15 protein-coding genes are annotated in these 16,931 nt (G+C 62.1%); 12 read left to right on the top strand and 3 right to left on the bottom strand.

Going from position 1 to position 16,931, the window contains the following annotated elements; genetic code table 11:
• Position 1: 1 nt before the first annotated feature.
• The 4 genes from P3T25_RS03830 to P3T25_RS03845 all read left to right on the top strand — a co-directional run bounded on the left by P3T25_RS03830 (position 2) and on the right by P3T25_RS03845 (position 4,911).
• Positions 2–1,603, top strand: coding sequence for an ABC transporter ATP-binding protein (locus tag P3T25_RS03830; RefSeq protein WP_266236693.1), 1,602 nt, complete (start codon positions 2–4; stop codon positions 1,601–1,603).
• A 91-nt stretch (positions 1,604–1,694) separates the two neighbouring features.
• Entirely contained in the window at positions 1,695–2,801 is a 1,107-nt protein-coding gene (locus P3T25_RS03835; protein WP_429357527.1) for an ABC transporter permease, read from the top strand.
• Positions 2,802–2,819: 18 nt separating this feature from the next.
• Positions 2,820–3,749, top strand: coding sequence for an ABC transporter permease (locus tag P3T25_RS03840; RefSeq protein WP_154566201.1), 930 nt, complete (start codon positions 2,820–2,822; stop codon positions 3,747–3,749).
• Positions 3,750–3,816: 67 nt separating this feature from the next.
• The gene (locus P3T25_RS03845; protein WP_154566202.1) at positions 3,817–4,911 is read left to right on the top strand and encodes a BMP family ABC transporter substrate-binding protein; all 1,095 of its coding nucleotides are present in this window, start codon (positions 3,817–3,819) and stop codon (positions 4,909–4,911) included.
• A 192-nt stretch (positions 4,912–5,103) separates the two neighbouring features.
• Here the strand turns inward: P3T25_RS03845 and P3T25_RS03850 are convergent, their stop codons facing one another.
• Positions 5,104–5,310 (bottom strand): dodecin, encoded by a 207-nt coding sequence (locus tag P3T25_RS03850; protein ID WP_074283352.1) that lies wholly within the window; start codon positions 5,308–5,310, stop codon positions 5,104–5,106.
• Positions 5,311–5,494: 184 nt separating this feature from the next.
• Here P3T25_RS03850 and P3T25_RS03855 point away from each other — a divergent pair, with 184 nt between their 5' ends.
• The 4 genes from P3T25_RS03855 to P3T25_RS03870 all read left to right on the top strand — a co-directional run bounded on the left by P3T25_RS03855 (position 5,495) and on the right by P3T25_RS03870 (position 10,407).
• Positions 5,495–6,466: an NAD(P)-dependent oxidoreductase gene (locus tag P3T25_RS03855; RefSeq protein ID WP_171926071.1), complete on the top strand. Its 972-nt coding sequence runs from the start codon at positions 5,495–5,497 to the stop codon at positions 6,464–6,466.
• A gap of 136 nt (positions 6,467–6,602) precedes the next feature.
• Positions 6,603–8,195, top strand: a complete 1,593-nt coding sequence (locus P3T25_RS03860) for an ABC-F family ATPase (protein WP_171926072.1) — start codon at positions 6,603–6,605, stop codon at positions 8,193–8,195.
• A gap of 294 nt (positions 8,196–8,489) precedes the next feature.
• Positions 8,490–9,680: an NAD(P)H-dependent flavin oxidoreductase gene (locus tag P3T25_RS03865; RefSeq protein ID WP_171926073.1), complete on the top strand. Its 1,191-nt coding sequence runs from the start codon at positions 8,490–8,492 to the stop codon at positions 9,678–9,680.
• Between the two features lie 70 nt (positions 9,681–9,750).
• Positions 9,751–10,407: an OmpW/AlkL family protein gene (locus P3T25_RS03870; RefSeq protein WP_171926074.1), complete on the top strand. Its 657-nt coding sequence runs from the start codon at positions 9,751–9,753 to the stop codon at positions 10,405–10,407.
• 137 nt (positions 10,408–10,544) lie between these two features.
• Here P3T25_RS03870 and P3T25_RS03875 read toward each other — a convergent pair whose 3' ends face one another.
• Entirely contained in the window at positions 10,545–10,748 is a 204-nt protein-coding gene (locus tag P3T25_RS03875) for a DUF1289 domain-containing protein (RefSeq protein WP_028199276.1), read from the bottom strand.
• A 64-nt stretch (positions 10,749–10,812) separates the two neighbouring features.
• Complete coding sequence (locus tag P3T25_RS03880; protein WP_429357528.1) at positions 10,813–12,117, bottom strand: Nramp family divalent metal transporter; 1,305 nt, start codon at positions 12,115–12,117, stop codon at positions 10,813–10,815.
• Between the two features lie 516 nt (positions 12,118–12,633).
• Here P3T25_RS03880 and P3T25_RS03885 point away from each other — a divergent pair.
• The 4 genes from P3T25_RS03885 (at position 12,634) to P3T25_RS03900 (ending at position 16,737) form a co-directional block, all read left to right on the top strand.
• Entirely contained in the window at positions 12,634–13,734 is a 1,101-nt protein-coding gene (locus P3T25_RS03885; protein ID WP_429357529.1) for a polyamine ABC transporter substrate-binding protein, read from the top strand.
• A gap of 92 nt (positions 13,735–13,826) precedes the next feature.
• The gene (locus tag P3T25_RS03890) at positions 13,827–14,993 is read left to right on the top strand and encodes an ABC transporter ATP-binding protein (protein ID WP_429357530.1); all 1,167 of its coding nucleotides are present in this window, start codon (positions 13,827–13,829) and stop codon (positions 14,991–14,993) included.
• The gene (locus P3T25_RS03895) at positions 14,990–15,919 is read left to right on the top strand and encodes an ABC transporter permease subunit (protein WP_429357531.1); all 930 of its coding nucleotides are present in this window, start codon (positions 14,990–14,992) and stop codon (positions 15,917–15,919) included. Before P3T25_RS03890 ends, P3T25_RS03895 begins: the two co-directional genes overlap by 4 nt.
• Positions 15,919–16,737, top strand: coding sequence for an ABC transporter permease subunit (locus P3T25_RS03900; RefSeq protein ID WP_154566208.1), 819 nt, complete (start codon positions 15,919–15,921; stop codon positions 16,735–16,737). The genes P3T25_RS03895 and P3T25_RS03900 overlap by 1 nt, the downstream gene beginning before the upstream one ends.
• Positions 16,738–16,931: the final 194 nt, after the last annotated feature.

The raw sequence follows: 16,931 nt of genomic DNA on the forward strand, positions 1-16,931 counted from the left end.
CATGAGCGACTCTTCTTATAGCGACGGCGCCGCCGCGCAGCCGGCAAACAGGCCGGAACAGGCGGCGCCCCGGTTGATGCTTCAGGGCATCACCAAACAGTACCCGGCCGTACGCGCCAACGACGACGTCACGTTGATCGTCGCGCCGGGTGAAATCCATGCCGTGCTCGGCGAAAACGGCGCCGGCAAAAGCACGCTGATGAAAATCATCTACGGTGCGGTGCGGCCCGACGCCGGCGAGATCCGCTGGGAAGGCCAGCCGGTCGAGATCGCGAGCCCGGCGGCCGCGCGCAAGCTCGGTATCGGCATGGTGTTCCAGCATTTTTCGCTGTTCGAGACGCTCACGGTCGGCGAAAACATCGCGCTCGCGCTCGACGAACCCTTCGATCTGAAGACACTCTCGAAACGCATCCGCGAAGTCTCCGCCGACTACGGCCTCGACATCGACCCGCAACGTCACGTGCATAGCCTGACCGTGGGCGAGCGGCAGCGCGTCGAGATTGTGCGCTGCCTGCTGCAGAATCCGCGTCTTCTGATCATGGACGAACCGACTTCGGTTCTCACGCCGCAAGCGGTCCGCAAGCTCTTCGAGACGCTGCGGCGTCTCGCGGCGGAAGGCTGCAGCATCCTCTACATCAGCCACAAGCTCGACGAAATCCAGGAACTGTGCGACACAGCGACGGTGATGCGCGGCGGTCGCGTGACCGGTCACGTGAAGCCGAAAGAAGAAACGCATGCGTCGCTCGCGCAGTTGATGGTCGGCCATTCGCTGCCGGATTACACGCGCCGTGAACACACGCCGGGTGCGGTGCTGCTCGACGTGAAGCAGTTGTCGGTGGAAAGCGACGATCCATTCGGCACGTCGCTCAATAACGTGTCGTTCGGCGTGCATGCAGGCGAGATCTTCGGCATCGCGGGTGTGTCGGGCAACGGTCAGGCCGAATTGCTGTCGGCGCTTTCGGGTGAAAAGCGCGGCACGCGTGCCGATGCGGTCACGATCTGCGGCAAGGCGGCAGGGCGCCTCGGCGCAGGCGGCCGGCGCGCGCTCGGTTTTGGTTTCGTGCCGGAAGAGCGCCTCGGCCGCGGCGCAGTGCCGGCGATGACCTTGTCGGAAAACGCGCTGCTCACCGCGCATCGACAGCAGATGGTGAATTCCGGCTGGATCAAGGCGGGCGCGATGCGTGCCTTCGCCAAGCGTTGCATCGAAGCCTTCGACGTGCGTTGTGGCGGCTCGGAAGCGTTGGCGCAAAGCCTCTCCGGCGGCAATCTGCAGAAATACATCATGGGTCGCGAGATTCTGCAGGCGCCCAAAGTACTGGTGGTCGCGCAGCCGACCTGGGGCGTCGACGTCGGCGCGTCAGCGTTTATTCGTCAGCAGTTGCTCGACCTGTCCGCCCGCGGCGTGGCGATTCTGGTGATCTCCGAAGAACTGGAGGAGTTGTTCGACATCTGCGATCGCATCGCGGTGCTGGCCGGCGGCAGACTCTCGCCGGTGCGTGCCACGGGGGCGACCAATGCCGAGGAAATCGGCCGCTGGATGGCGGGCCTGTTCGGCGACCGCGAGGGCGCGGCGCCGTCGGCGGAACAGCCGGCCCATGCCTGAACGGATCGATGCGCGATCGGATAGCTGATCGACGCTAAAGCTCCATAAGCACCAGAACCAGATACAAGCACTCACATAAGCACACGCTCCCATGATTCTTCCGTATCGACTCGAAGCACGCACGACGCCCTCGCGCACGATGCAGATCGCCGTGCCGCTGATCGCCGCGTTGCTCACGCTCGTGATCGGCTTCCTGATCTTCAGCCTGGTCGGCCGTGATCCGCTCGCAGCCATGCACGCGTTTTTCATCGAACCGCTCTCCAGCGTGAACGGCTGGTCCGAACTGCTGCTGAAGGCTTCGCCCTTGTGCCTGATCGGCCTCGGCCTCGCGATCGGTTATCGCGCCAACGTCTGGAACATCGGCGCTGAAGGGCAGATGCTGCTTGGCGGCATTGCCGCCAGCGGCGTCGCGATCTATTTCGATCAGGCCACCGGGTGGTGGATTCTGCCGACCATGATGATCGCCGGCGTGCTCGGCGGCATGGTGTGGGCCGCGATTCCCGCGCTCCTGAAAAGCCGCTTCAACACCAACGAGATTCTCGTGAGCCTGATGCTCACGTATGTGGCCACGCAGTTGCTGATCTATCTGGTGAGCGGCCCGTGGCGCGATCCGCAGGGCATGAACTTCCCGCTCTCGGAGATGTTCAGCGGCGACGCGCTTTACCCAACCTTTTCCGGCGACTGGCACTGGAAATGGCTGCGCGGCACACGGCTGAACGCATCGGTGTTCATCACGCTGATCGCGATTCCGTGCGTGTGGCTGTTCATGCGCAAGAGTTTCGCGGGCTACCGGATGGACGTCGGCGGTCTCGCACCGCTTGCCGCGCGCTACGCCGGGTTCTCGGACAAGAAAACCATCTGGACGTCGTTGCTGATCAGCGGCGGTCTGGCGGGTCTCGCCGGGATGGGCGAGATCGCTGGTCCGATCGGCCAGTTGCAGGCGACATGGTCGCCGGGCTACGGCTTCACCGCGATCATCGTCGTGTTCGTGGGACGGCTGCATCCGGTCGGTATCGTGCTCGCGAGCCTGCTCATGGCGCTGCTGTACCTTGGCGGCGAAGCGGTGCAGACCTCGATGCAATTGCCTCAGGCGCTCTCCGGCGTGTTCCAGGGGCTGCTGCTGTTCTGCCTGCTGGGTGCCGACCTGTTCGTGAACTACCGCGTGCGCCGGCGCTCCGCCGCCGCGCAAGCCCACTGATTTTCCCGGCGGATCTCCATGGATATTCAACAAGCCAGCGCGCTTACCTCGAGCGCCGTCACCGCCGCGATCCCGCTGATGTTCGCGGGCGCGGGCGAACTCGTCACCGAGAAGTCGGGCGTTCTCAACCTCGGCGTTGAAGGCATGATGCTGATGGGCGCGGTGACCGGCTACGCGGTCACCGCCATTACGGGCAACCCGTGGCTCGGTGTGGTCGCCGCGATCGTCGCGGGTCTCGCGATGTCACTGCTGTTCGCGTTCCTCACGCTGACCATGCTTGCTAACCAGGTCGCCACCGGCCTGTCGCTGACGATCTTCGGCATTGGCCTGTCAGCCTATGTCGGCAAGCCGTACACGTCGGCCGCGGTGCGCGCCACGATCGACACGTGGACCATTCCGGGTTTCTCGAAGATTCCGGTGCTCGGACCCGCGCTTTTCAGCCTCACGCCGCTCGATTACCTCGCGTTCCTGATGTTCGCGGTGATCTGGTGGTTCCTGTATCGCACGCGTGCGGGCCTCGTGCTGCGTTCGGTCGGCGAATCGCCGCAAGTGGCGCACTCGGTCGGCTTTCCGGTGGTCGGCGTGCGTTACGGCGCGGTGGCCTTCGGCGGCGGCATGGCGGGTCTCGCTGGCGGCTATTACTCGATCGTCAACCTGCACTTGTGGCAGGAGCAGCTTACGTCGGGCCGCGGCTGGATCGCGCTCGCGCTGGTGGTGTTCGCGACATGGCGCCCGGGGCGTCTGCTGATCGGCGCGTTGCTGTTCGGGGCCGTGACGGGTCTGCAGTTTTACGCTCAGGCCATCGGCGTGCCGGTGCCGACGCAATTTCTGGCGATGCTGCCGTACGTCGCGACCGTCGTCGTGCTCGTGCTGATTTCGCGCAACCCGAACACGATTCGTCTGAATGCACCGGCGTCGCTTGGCAAGCCGTTTTTCTCGGCGGGATGACACGCTTGTCGCTTCATATGACCGATCACACGTTTCAAATCAATCGACAAACACGACAGGAGAAAACATGAAGAGAAGAAATCTGCTGACCGCCTTCGCATGGGGTGCGGCCTCCCTGGCGCTTGCCGCGCCGCTCGTGCAAACCGCGCAAGCGGCCGACGCACCGGGCGTCGCGTTCGTCTACCTCGGCAATCCGGGCGACGCCGGCTGGACTTTCGCGCACGATCAGGGCTCGAAGGAAGCCGAAGCGAAGTTCGGCAACAAGATCAAGATCACCCGCATCGAGAACGTGCCGGAATCGGCCGACTCGGAACGTGTGTTCCGCGATCTGGCGAACAAGGGCAACAAGATCATCATCGGTTCGAGCTTCGGCTACCAGGACTTCGAACTGAAGGTCGCAAAGGACTTCCCGGACACGGTGTTCCTGCACGCAACCGGCTACAAGAAAGCGCCGAATTTCGGCACCTATGACGTGCGCATGTACCAGGGCGCCTACCTGGCAGGCGTCGCTGCCGGCTATGTGACGAAGACCAACACGCTCGGCTTTGTTGCATCGGTGCCGATTCCTGAAGTGATCCGCAACATCAACGCGTACACGCTCGGCGCGCGTTCGGTGAATCCGAAGATCCACACCAAGGTCATCTGGATCAATAGCTGGTTCGATCCGGGCAAGGAAAAGCAGGCCGCTGAAACGCTGATCGGGCAGGGTGCCGATGTGCTGCTGCAGAACACGGATTCGAGCGCGACGCTCGCGACCGCATCGGAAAAGCACGTGCATGCGTTCGGTTGGGATTCGGACATGAAGAAGTTCGGTCCTGAGGCGCACCTCGGGTCGGTGGTCGCGCACTGGGGCGTGTATTACAACGCGGCTATTCAGCAGGTGCTGGACGGCAAGTGGAAGAACGATCCGGTGTGGTGGGGCATTCCGCAGAAGGCTGTCAATCTTGAAGACCTGAACACGTCGGCGATTCCGGCTGATGCGCAGAAGCAGGTGGCGGCGAAGCGCGATGAACTGGCCGGCGGCAAGTGGGACGTGTTCACGGGCCCGATCAAGGATCAGTCCGGCGCGGTGAAGGTGCCGGCAGGCAAGACGCTGGCCGATCCGGAACTGCAACGCCTGAACTGGTATGTGGAAGGCGTGGACGGTTCGCTGCCGAAGTAATCCGGCTCGCGCGGTCGTCGGGAGCGAATCGCGTGACTATTGACCGGGTCGCGAATGATCGGGTCGCGATCGACGGGATCACCATCGACCAGGCGGCGGTCTCAGCAACCGCTGCTTTAAGACGCTGCGTCCAGTACGGACGCAGCTTTTTTTTGCTTCAGATTATGTGTTGAAGCTGTTTCAGCCGAAGCGCTAGTCGATGCGCAGACCGACCTTGATGGTCACCTGCCAGTAGGCGACCTTGTCGTTCTCGATCTGGCCCCGCGTTTCCGTCACTTCGAACCAGTGCAGATTGCGCAGCGTCTTCGACGCTTTTGTAATCGCGGTGCTGATTGCGTCGTCGATCGATTTGGTCGATGAGCCGGTCAGTTCGATTTGTTTGTAAACATGTTCTGACATGAACTTCCTCCTTTGACCTTCGTTGGTGTGCAAAAAAAGTATAGGCAATGGATCGCCGTTGACGTCCCCCCATGTCCCGCGCGTGAGCGGGTCATTCCGCACATCGCGTGCCCGATATGCCGCGGCGGGGAGGGGCCGTTATGATGTCCGCGCAACTCAATCTGAAACCTGACGAGGCTTGAAAGTGGAAATTGGTTTTTGCGGTCCCGGTCTGATGGGCGCGCCGATGATTCGGCATCTGCTGCGCGCGGGGCATACCGTGCATGTCTGGAATCGCACGCGGGCCAAGGCGGAAGCGTTGCTGGCGGACGGGGCCAAGGTGGTCGATACGCCGCGCGAACTGGCCTCGCGGTGCGAGGCGGTGCTGCTGTGCGTCGCGGATGCGGCGGCGGTTGAAGAAACGGTGTTCGGCGCCGAGGGACTGCTGAGCGTGGATGCCGCCGCGCCGAGACGCGTGCGTTGGATCGTCGATCACTCAAGCATTCCGCCGGCCGCCACGCGCGCGTTCGCGCAGCGCGCGGCGGCGGTGGCGGCCGTTGCGGCGGAAGGTCCGATTGCTGCTACGGGCGAGGGTGAGCGAGAGCGAGAGCGAGAATCTGCGGGCACAGGCACCGCGAGCGTCGGCTGGATCGACGCGCCGGTATCCGGCGGCGTGGCGGGCGCGACGGCGGGCACGCTGGCGATCATGGCGGGCGGCGCCGCGGCAGACGTCGAGGCGGTCACGCCACTCCTTGACGCCTATTCGGCCCGCGTCACACACATGGGCGAGGTCGGAGCGGGGCAGACCACCAAGCTTTGCAATCAGACCATCGTCACCGCGACCCTGGCGGCGATCGCCGAGGCCGTGAGCCTCGCGCAACGCAGCGGCATCGACGCCGCCAAACTGACGCAAGGCCTCGCCGGCGGCTGGGCCGATTCGGTGCTGCTGCAGATTTTCGTGCCGCGCATGACGCAAAGCGGCCTCGCGCCGATCGGCGCATTCCGTACGTTCCAGAAGGACATCGACACGGTCGCCGCGACAGCGTACGAGACGGGCACGCCGATGCCGGTTTCGTCGACGGTCCAGCAACTGTTGCGACTCGGCGCGGCGATGGGGCTGGGCGAGGCCGATCTGTCGGCCTTCATCGACGTTTTGCAGACGCCGCGCGGCGGCTAGAAGGCGGGCGGGGAGGCGCGAACCGGGGGTGAAAGCGGCGTCGAAACGCGTGAACACGGCGCTTGCGTGGGTTGAATTCGCGATAACCTGCTAAAATATTGGGTTGTTCGCCGATATCACATTCAAAGGACGCGCCGTGCTGTCTACCGCCAATATCACCATGCAATTCGGGCCAAAGCCCCTCTTCGAGAACATCTCGGTCAAATTCGGGGGAGGGAACCGCTATGGCCTGATTGGTGCGAACGGCTGCGGCAAATCCACCTTCATGAAGATCCTGGGTAGCGATCTGGAACCGAGCTCCGGCAACGTGATGCTCGAACCGAACGTCCGCCTCGGCAAGCTGCGCCAGGATCAGTTCGCGTACGAAGACGTGCGCGTGCTCGACGTCGTGATGATGGGTCACGCCGAAATGTGGGCCGCGATGACCGAGCGCGACGCGATCTACGCGAACCCCGACGCGACTGACGACGACTACATGCATGCCGCCGAACTCGAAGCGAAGTTCGCCGAGTACGACGGCTACACCGCCGAGGCGCGCGCGGGCGAGCTGCTGCTCGGCATCGGCATCGCGATCGAAGACCACAATGGCCCGATGAGCAACGTCGCGCCGGGCTGGAAACTGCGCGTACTGCTCGCGCAGGCGCTGTTCTCGAAGCCGGACGTGCTGCTGCTGGACGAACCGACCAACAACCTGGACATCAACTCGATCCGTTGGCTGGAAGACGTGCTCAACCAGTACAACTCGACGATGATCATCATCTCGCACGATCGTCACTTTTTGAACCAGGTCTGCACGCACATGGCCGACATGGACTTCGGCACGCTGAAGGTCTATCCGGGCAACTACGACGACTACATGCTGGCCAGCACGCAGGCACGCGAGCGTCAGCAGAACGCCAACGCCAAGGCGAAGGAACGCGTCGCCGACCTGCAGGACTTCGTGCGCCGCTTCTCGGCGAACAAGTCGAAGGCGCGTCAGGCCACCAGCCGTCTGAAGATGATCGACAAGATCAAGATCGAGGAATTCAAGCCGTCTTCGCGGCAGAATCCGTTCATCCGCTTCGAGTACGAGAAGAAGCTGCATAACATCGCGGTGGTGGCCGACAAGATCTCGAAGAAGTACGAGCGTCAGATATTCAACGATTTCAGCATCAGCGTGCAGCCGGGCGAGCGTATCGCGATCATCGGCGAGAACGGCGCGGGTAAGACCACGCTGCTGCGCTCGCTGCTCGGCAAGCTCGCGCTGGAACACGGCACGGTGAAGTGGGCTGAAAACGCGAACGTCGGTTACATGCCGCAGGATACGTATGAAGAGTTTCCGACCGACGTCACGCTGATGGACTGGATCGACGGCTACCGCCAGGAAGGCGACGACGAGCAGATGGTGCGTGGCACGCTCGGCCGTTTGCTGTTCAATGCCGACGACATCCGCAAGTCGGTCAAGGTGCTCTCCGGTGGTGAGAAGGGCCGCATGATCTGGGGCAAGTTGATGCTGGGCCGTCACAATGTGCTGCTGATGGACGAGCCGACCAACCACATGGACATGGAGTCGATCGAATCGCTGCAGATCGCGCTCGACAAGTACGAAGGCACGCTGATTTTCGTGTCGCACGACCGTGAGTTCGTGAGCGGTCTTGCGAACCGGATCATCGAAGTGAAGACCAACGGCACGCTGAACGACTTCGGCGGCAACTATGAAGAGTTCCTGACGAGCCAGGGCGTGCAGTAAACGCTTTCTGCTTCACGGTGTAGTGCAAGAAAAAGCCCGCTTCTTCGAAGCGGGCTTTTTTCATGGTGGGCGTCTTGCGCACCGATTCCAGTTTGTCTGTACGCGGCGGGCCCACGGATTCGCGGACCCGCAAGCGTCACGACAGAAGGACTAGAAATCTCACCGTGAAGTGACCAACGTCAACCAACCGCTCTCAAAACCAAACCAGCAAACAGCCTCATTGACCCAAAGCAACGCACGCCGCGCCCGACGATCGATTATCACCGCTTCGATAGTCCACCCATCGGGTCGTCAATGCACACCTCTCACTCTTTCCCACCACTCGTTATCCGCGGCCACTCGCTGCTTCCGATCGTGCAAGGCGGCATGGGCGTCGGCATCTCGGCCCACCGGCTGGCCGGCAGCGTCGCCCGCGAAGGCGCACTCGGCACCATCGCCAGCATCGACCTGCGCCATCATCATCACGATCTGATCGAACGCTGCCGGCAATCTCCCGACCGGGCTACGCTTGAACAGGCGAACCTCACCGCGCTGGCGCGTGAAATCCACGCCGCCAAGGCACTCAGCGAAGGCCGCGGCATGATCGCCGTCAACGTGATGAAAGCGGTCAACGCGCAGGCGGATTACGTGCGCGTTGCCTGCGAAAGCGGCGCCGATGCAATTGTCATGGGCGCTGGCTTACCGCTCGATTTGCCGGACATGACCCAGGGCCACGACATCGCGCTGATTCCCATTCTGTCGGATAGCCGCGGTGTCGCCCTGGTGCTGAAGAAGTGGATGAAAAAGGGCCGTCTGCCTGACGCCGTCGTGATCGAACATCCGGCCCACGCAGGCGGCCATCTTGGCGTGAACAATCTCGCCGACCTGCACGACCCGCGCTTCGAATTCCTGCGTGTGCTTGAGGAACTCGATGCGGTATTCACGTCGCTTGGTTTGCGTCGCCAGGACGTGCCCTTGATCGTCGCGGGCGGCATCAATAGTCACGAAGCTGTGCGCGAACTGCTGAGCGCCGGTGCCAGCGGCGTGCAGCTCGGCACACCGTTCGCCGTGACCGAAGAAGGCGACGCGCATCCGAACTTCAAACGCGTACTGGCCGAAGCGACGCCCGACGACATCGTCGAATTCGTCAGCGTGACGGGGCTGCCCGCGCGCGCCGTGAAAACACCATGGCTGATGCGCTATCTGCGCCACGAAACGAAAATCCGCGCGAAGGTCGGCGCGCTCAAACACGTCTGCCCGACCGCGCTCGAATGCCTCAGCGTGTGTGGCTGGCGCGACGGTGTCGAGAAGTTCGGCCACTTCTGCATCGACACGCGACTCGCCGCGGCATTGCGCGGCGACGTGGCCAACGGTCTGTTCTTTCGCGGCCGCGAAGCCTTGCCGTTCGGCACGGCCATCCGCAGCGTCCACGACCTGATCGAACTGCTCCTGACCGGCGCGACGCGACCCGCTGTCGCAGGTCGTTGGGCGTTCTCGCTGGGTTGATACGGGTCAACGTGAAACCTGACAGGAACTTCGACAATCCCCGCACGCAAACTAACACTCGGGGAAGCACATGAAGCACTCGCTCAGGAACAGAATCAAGGCAACCTTCGTCGCGACGTGCCTGTTAGGCGCGGGCGCGCTGGCCTCACCGGCGCAGGCTGCCGGCGACGACCAGATGAGCGGCATTCACGCCGGAGACGTACTGGTGCGTCTGCGCGCAATCAGCATCATGCCGAACGTGGAGACTAACCAGTCGCTGTCGGCGCTCAATGTGGGCGTCAACAACGCCATCGTGCCGGAGCTGGATCTGACCTACATGATCCGCGACTACCTCGGCGTCGAGCTGATTCTCGGCACGTCGCGCCATCAGTTGACGTCGAGTCTCGGCAATCTCGGTGGTGTGAACGTGTTGCCGCCCACGCTGCTGCTGCAATATCACTTCAACCACGCGGGGCGTATCCGGCCGTACGTCGGTGCGGGTCTGAACTACACGTTGTTCTATAACAACGGCCTGAATGCTGGCGGTCAGCCGATTTCGGTCACCAATCATAGCTTCGGTCCCGCGTTGCAGGCAGGTGTGGACGTGCAGGTGACCAAGTCGCTGTTCGTCAATGCGGACATCAAGAAGATCTGGATGCACACCGACGCAACGCTCGGCGGTCAGTCGCTCGGCCGGTTGAATATCGACCCGGTGGTGGTCGGTTTGGGTGTCGGTATGCGGTTCTGATCGCCACGCGCGAGAAGCTCCGCTCGTCACGCAAAAACGCCGGAATGTCCGGCGTTTTTTATTGCAATCGCGATCCCAGTCGGGAGACGGGTTTTCCGGCAAGAGGGCCGATGCGGGTGGCCACGGCGCGCGGGAGGCTACAGCTTGTCGTTCTTGAAACGCATCGCGGTGCCGTCCTGCTCGATGCGTACCCACACCGCGCGTTTTTCCTCGTCGCTCAGGAACACCCAGTTGGATACTTCGGTGGCGGTGCGGCCGCAGCCTTTGCAGACCTCGTCGAAAAGCGTGGAACAGACACCGATGCACGGGCTGTCGGGAAGATCGTGGAGATTCGAAGCCATCGGAAACCTTGGGGCGGAGAAGCGAAGTTCCGCTATGTTAACCGATAGATCAAACAAGCCTGTCTTATCCGCCGAACGCCAACTGCCACAACAACGCGCTGTTGAGCACGACGATGAACGCCGCCGACAGCCAGGCCAGCACGAGTGCCACGCCGCGCACGTGCCAGCCGTGCATCAGGCTGGGGTCCGACGTGTAGCGGATCAGCGGCACGACCGCGAGCGGTAGTTGCAGGCTCAGCACCACCTGGCTTGCCACCAGCAGTTGATTGGAGCCGTGCTGGCCGAACAGCGCGACCGCGAGGAGGGCAGGTCCGATCGCCAGCGCCCGGGTGAGCAGCGCGCGCTTCCAGCGCGGCAACCGCAGACGCAGAAAACCCTCCATCACCGCCTGACCGGCCAGCGTGCCCGTGACAGTCGCGCTCAGGCCGCACGCGAGCAGCGCCGCCGCGAACAGAATGCCGGCCCAGTGCGTGCCGAGGAGCGGGGCGATCAGCCGGTGTGCATCGGCGAGATCGGTAACGTCGCGATGGCCGCTCGCATAGAACACCGCCGCCGCTACGATCAGCAACGCCGCGTTGATGACGAAGGCAAACGACAGCGAGGCGAAGGTGTCCAGATTCACGACCTGCAATGCGGCCTTGATCTGGGCGTCGCTGCCTTCCGGCGCGTGGTGCTTCACGAGCGCGGAGTGCAGATACAGGTTATGCGGCATCACCGTCGCGCCGACGATGCCCGCCGCCAGCCATACCATGCCCACGTTGCGCAGCAGGTCGAGGCTCGGCGCGGTGCCGGCCAGCGCGGCGTGCCAGTCGGGCCGCGCCAGCGCCAGTTCGACGACGAAGCACAGGCCGACAAAGCCGATCAGCGCCGCGATCACCCCCTCGAGCCGGCGGCCGCCTGCCTGCTGGAGCGCCAGCAGTGCGAAGGTGCAAACCGCCGACATCAGCACGCCGACCGTCAGCGACACGCCCAGTAGCAATTGCAACGCGACGGCGCTGCCGACCACCTCGGCGACGTCGCACGCGATGATCGCGACCTCGCTGGTCAGCCACAGGAACAGCGTGACGCGGCGGCTCGAGCGCTCGCGGCAGATCTGCGCGAGATCGCGCCCGGTCACGACGCCGAGGCGTGACGACAGCCACTGCAGCAGTATCGCCATCAGGCTCGCCAGCAGCACCATGCTCAGCAGCCGGTAGCCGTAGCCCGCGCCGGCGGCGAGCGCCGTCGCCCAGTTGCCCGGATCGATATAGCCGACCGCGATCAGGGCTCCCGCGCCGACGAACGAAAACCAGTGCGCGGGGCGTGCCGGCCCGTCGTCCGGCAGACGCCGGCGGCGGTTAGGTCGCAACGCGGACGGATTCGTGTTCATCGACGCTTGGAAGTTTAAGACTGCCCCCATGCGCAAGTGACGTGCCCGCGGCGAACCCGGCACGCGACGCAGTGAGGCCAAGGGGCCAAGGTGCGCCCGCGTGGTTTGCCCCGCACCGTCTACAAGTCCCTCTGCGCTATTGTGCACCGTGGCGCGACGGGTGGCTTACGCTCGCATCGAGGTTAGCTGTAAGGCATAAGATTCAGGGAAAGCGGCCTCTGGCTGCCGCCTTGATGCGAACCCGGTGGGGTGCGGTCGGCGCAAGTTGACAACGAGATAACACCGGGGCCGCCACTGGTGTTTTTTTCGGGTAGACACGCGCCGATAACCCGCTAAAATTGCGCCCATTTTGTAGCGGCGCGGCTTACGCTGTACCGTTTGCGCGACAGCCCTGCATTTTTTTTGGTGCGCGCAACAATTAATGGTAGTTTTCGGATTTTTCAGGGGAGCCGCGTGCGGTGTGCCGCGGCGTGGTTGAAGACAGCCGGGTCGGGCCGGTCAGGATCGGAGAACGGGATGAAAAGACGGGTAGTGGGACAAGTGGCGGCACTGGTTCTGTGCGCGACACCGTGGTTGACGGCTGCTGCGAAAGACACGCAGCTCAACGTGTATAACTGGTCCGATTACATCGCCAAGGACACCATTCCGAACTTCACCAAGCAGTCCGGCGTCCAGGTCAAATACGACAACTACGACAGCGACGACACGCTGCAAGCCAAGCTCCTCACCGGCAGTTCGGGTTACGACATCGTCGTGCCGACCAGCAACTACGCCGGCAAGCAGATCGCCGCGGGCATCTTCGCGCCGCTCGACAAATCGAAGCTGCCGAACCTGAAGTACCTCGATCCCTCGCTGATGGCCCTCGTGGCCGGCGCCGATCCGGGCAACAAGTACACGGTACCCTGGGCATACGGCACGACCGGCCTCGGCTACAACGTGACCAAGGCGCAGCAGATCCTCGGCAAGAACGTGCCGCTCGACAGCTGGGACGTCCTCTTCAAGCCGGAAAACATCTCGAAGCTGAAGGCCTGCGGCGTGTCCGTGCTCGACGCGCCGGACCAGATGTTCGCCGCCGCGCTGCACTACATCGGCAAAGACCCGATGAGCACGAACCCGGCCGACTACCGCGCCGCGCTCGAGATGATGAAGAAGATCCGCCCGTACATCACGCAGTTCAACTCGTCGGGCTACATCAATGACCTGGTTGGCGGCGACGTGTGCTTCGCGTACGGCTGGTCGGGCGACGTCGTGATCGCCAAGCATCGCGCGGTCGAGGCGAAGAAGGCCTACAAGATCGAGTACTTCATTCCGAAGGGCGGCGCCCCGGTGTGGTTCGACGTGATGGCGATTCCGAAGGACGCAAAGAACAAGGAAGCCGCGCTCGAGTGGATCAACTACATCGAAACGCCGCAGGTTCACGCCGCGATCACCAACGCCGTCTACTATCCGAGCGCCAACCTCGAAGCGCGCAAGTATGTGGACAAGGACGTGGCGAACGATCCGGCCGTGTACCCCTCGCCTGAAGCCATCAAGACGTTGTTCCTGCTTAAGCCGCTGCCGCCGGAAATCCAGCGTCTGCAAACGCGGCTGTGGACTGAATTCAAGTCCGGCCGCTGATTCGCAGCCAGAGTGAACGCGTAAGTATCATCAAGAAGCCCTCGGTGTCCACCGGGGGCTTTGTTCGTCAAACGCCGGAGTAAAGCATTGTGATGAGTAGTGACCAGTCGGGCGCGATGGCAGGGGCCGCCGTGCCGTCCCCGGGCATGAACGCCGCAGCAGGCAGTGCAGCAGAGAATTTCGTCCAGATCGTCGACATCGTGAAGAAGTTCGGCGAGACCGCCGCGGTCAAAGGGGTCAACCTGTCGGTGAAAAAGGGCGAGCTGTTCGCGCTGCTTGGCAGTTCCGGCTGTGGCAAATCGACCTTGTTGCGCATGCTGGCCGGCCTCGAATCGATCACGTCGGGCAAGATCCTGATCGACGGCGAAGACCTTGCGCAATTGCCGCCGTATCGCCGGCCGGTCAACATGATGTTCCAGTCATACGCACTGTTTCCGCACATGACGGTCGAGGCCAACGTCGCCTTCGGCCTGAAGCAGGAAGGCGTGCCGAAGTCTGAACTGAAAGACCGCGTGCAGACCGCGCTCGATCTCGTGCAGATGGGCCGTTTTGCGAAGCGCAAACCACATCAGCTCTCCGGCGGCCAGCAGCAGCGTGTGGCGCTCGCGCGCTCGCTCGTCAAGCGGCCGAAGCTGCTGCTGCTCGACGAACCGATGTCCGCGCTCGACAAGCAGATCCGTCAGCGCACGCAGATCGAACTGGTCAACATTCTCGACAAGGTCGGCGTGACCTGCATGATGGTGACACACGATCAGGAAGAGGCGATGACGATGGCGGACCGTCTTGCCGTGATGAGCGAAGGCGAGATCATCCAGCTCGGCACACCGCACGAAGTGTACGAATATCCGAATAGCCGTTTTTCGGCCGAGTTCATCGGTTCGACCAATCTGTTCGACGGCAACGTCGTCGAAGACGAACCCGATCACGTGTTCATTGAAACGCCCGACTTGCCGGTCCGTCTCTACGTGAGCCATGGCATCACCGGGCCGCTCGGCATGCCGGTGACGATTTCCGTGCGGCCCGAGCGCATCGCGCTCACGCGCAAACCGCCTGAGGGTGCGTACAACTGGGGCAAGGGCGTGGTAACGAATATCGCCTACATGGGCGGCTATTCGCTGTACCACGTGAAACTCGACGCCGGCAAAACGGTGATCGCCAACGTGACGAGCCTTGCCTTGACCGAGATCGATCCGCCCACCTGGGGCGACGAGGTGTATGTGCGCTGGAGCGCATCGGCCGGCGTGGTGTTGACGTCATGAAGCGCTCGATCAGTTCTTTCGCGTCGTGGCCGGTGCGCCGTTTCAATCTGACTGCCCGCACCGCGGTGGTGGCCGGCCCGTTCATCTGGTTGCTGCTGTTTTTCCTCGTGCCGTTCCTGCTGGTCGTGAAGATCAGCTTTGCCGATTTGCAGCTTGGCATCCCGCCTTATACCGAACTCGCCAAGTACACCGATGGGGTGGTTCACGTCGCGCTGGACCTGTCGCACTATGCGTTTCTGCTGACCGACAGCCTCTATTTCGCGACCTATGTGAATTCGGTGGTGGTCGCGGCGATCTCCACGTTGCTGTGTTTGCTGATCGGTTATCCGATGGCGTATTACATTGCCCGATCGAATCCGGCGAGTCGCAATCTGCTGATGATGGCGGTGATGCTGCCGTTCTGGACGTCGTTTCTGATTCGCGTATATGCATGGATCGGGATCCTGAAGAACAACGGTTTGCTGAACAACTTTCTGATGTCGACCGGGCTGATCCATACGCCGATCGAGTTGTATCACACGAACACCGCGGTTTATATCGGCATGGTGTATTCGTACCTGCCGTTCCTCGTGATGCCGCTGTACGCGCACCTGGTGAAGATGGACATGACCTTGCTGGAAGCCGCCTACGACCTGGGCGCGAAGCCGTGGCGGGCGTTCTGGCAGATCACCTTGCCGCTGTCGAAGAACGGCATTATTGCCGGGTGTTTGCTGGTATTTATTCCAGCGGTGGGCGAGTACGTGATTCCGGAATTGCTGGGCGGCGCGAACACGCTGATGATTGGCCGCGTGATGTGGAATGAGTTTTTCGACAATGCCGATTGGCCGATGGCGTCTGCCGTGACGTGCGCGATGGTGTTGTTGTTATTGGTGCCGATGGCGTTTTTCCAGTACGCGCAGGCGAAGGCGGTGGAGGAAAGGCGCTGATGAAGCCGAACCGAATTTTGCAGATCATTGCTTTGGGGATCGGTTTTCTGTTCCTCTACGTTCCGATCGTGAGTCTGGTTGTGTATTCGTTCAACGAATCGCAACTGGTCACGGTGTGGACACGGTTTTCGACGCGCTGGTATGCGGCGTTGTTGCAGGACAGCGAGTTGATCGCGGCTGCGTGGTTATCTTTGCGCGTGGCGTTGCTGACGGCGTTTGCTTCGGTGATTATTGGAACGTGGGCCGGGTTTGTTTTGGCCCGGATGGGGCGGTTTCGTGGCTTTACCCTTTACACTGGGATGATCAATGCGCCGCTGGTGATTCCCGAGGTGATTCAGGGGATCTCGCTGCTGCTGCTGTTCATCGAAATGGCCAAGTGGTTGGGGTGGCCCGCCGGGCGCGGTATTTTCACGATCTGGATCGGGCACGTGATGTTGTGTATTTCGTATGTGGCCATCATCGTGCAGTCGCGGGTGAAGGAGTTGAATCCTTCGCTTGAGGAAGCTGCGCTGGATCTTGGGGCTACGCCGCTGAAGGTGTTTTTCTTCATTACGTTGCCGTTGATTTCGCAGGCGCTTATTTCTGGGTGGTTGTTGTCGTTTACGTTGTCTATCGACGATCTGGTTTTGTCGGCGTTTTTGTCGGGGCCTGGGTCGACGACGTTGCCGCTGGTTGTTTTTTCTCGTGTTCGGCTTGGGTTGAATCCGGAGATGAATGCGTTGGCTACGTTGTTTATTGCTGTTGTTACTGTTGGGGTTGTTTTGGGGAACTATTTTATGCAGCGGGCTGAGAGGAAGAGGGCTGTAATGGCGGCGTAGTTTTTTGCCTTTGGCGGCGGCATTGTCCGTGTTCTTAGGGCGTTGGCCTTTCCTTGCATTGTTAGTGGTCTATTAGCGTTGCCCCTGTGCGGGGCGGCACTGTAGTGGTTCAATGACTGTGGACACCTCTAAAGGGGATAATTCTCCAACTGAGGTGAGCAATGAGCAGACGGAACATTCCTGAAGAATTCAAG

Origin of the sequence: Paraburkholderia sp. GAS32 (assembly GCF_050434225.1) — a bacterium.
GTDB lineage: Bacteria > Pseudomonadota > Gammaproteobacteria > Burkholderiales > Burkholderiaceae > Paraburkholderia > Paraburkholderia madseniana.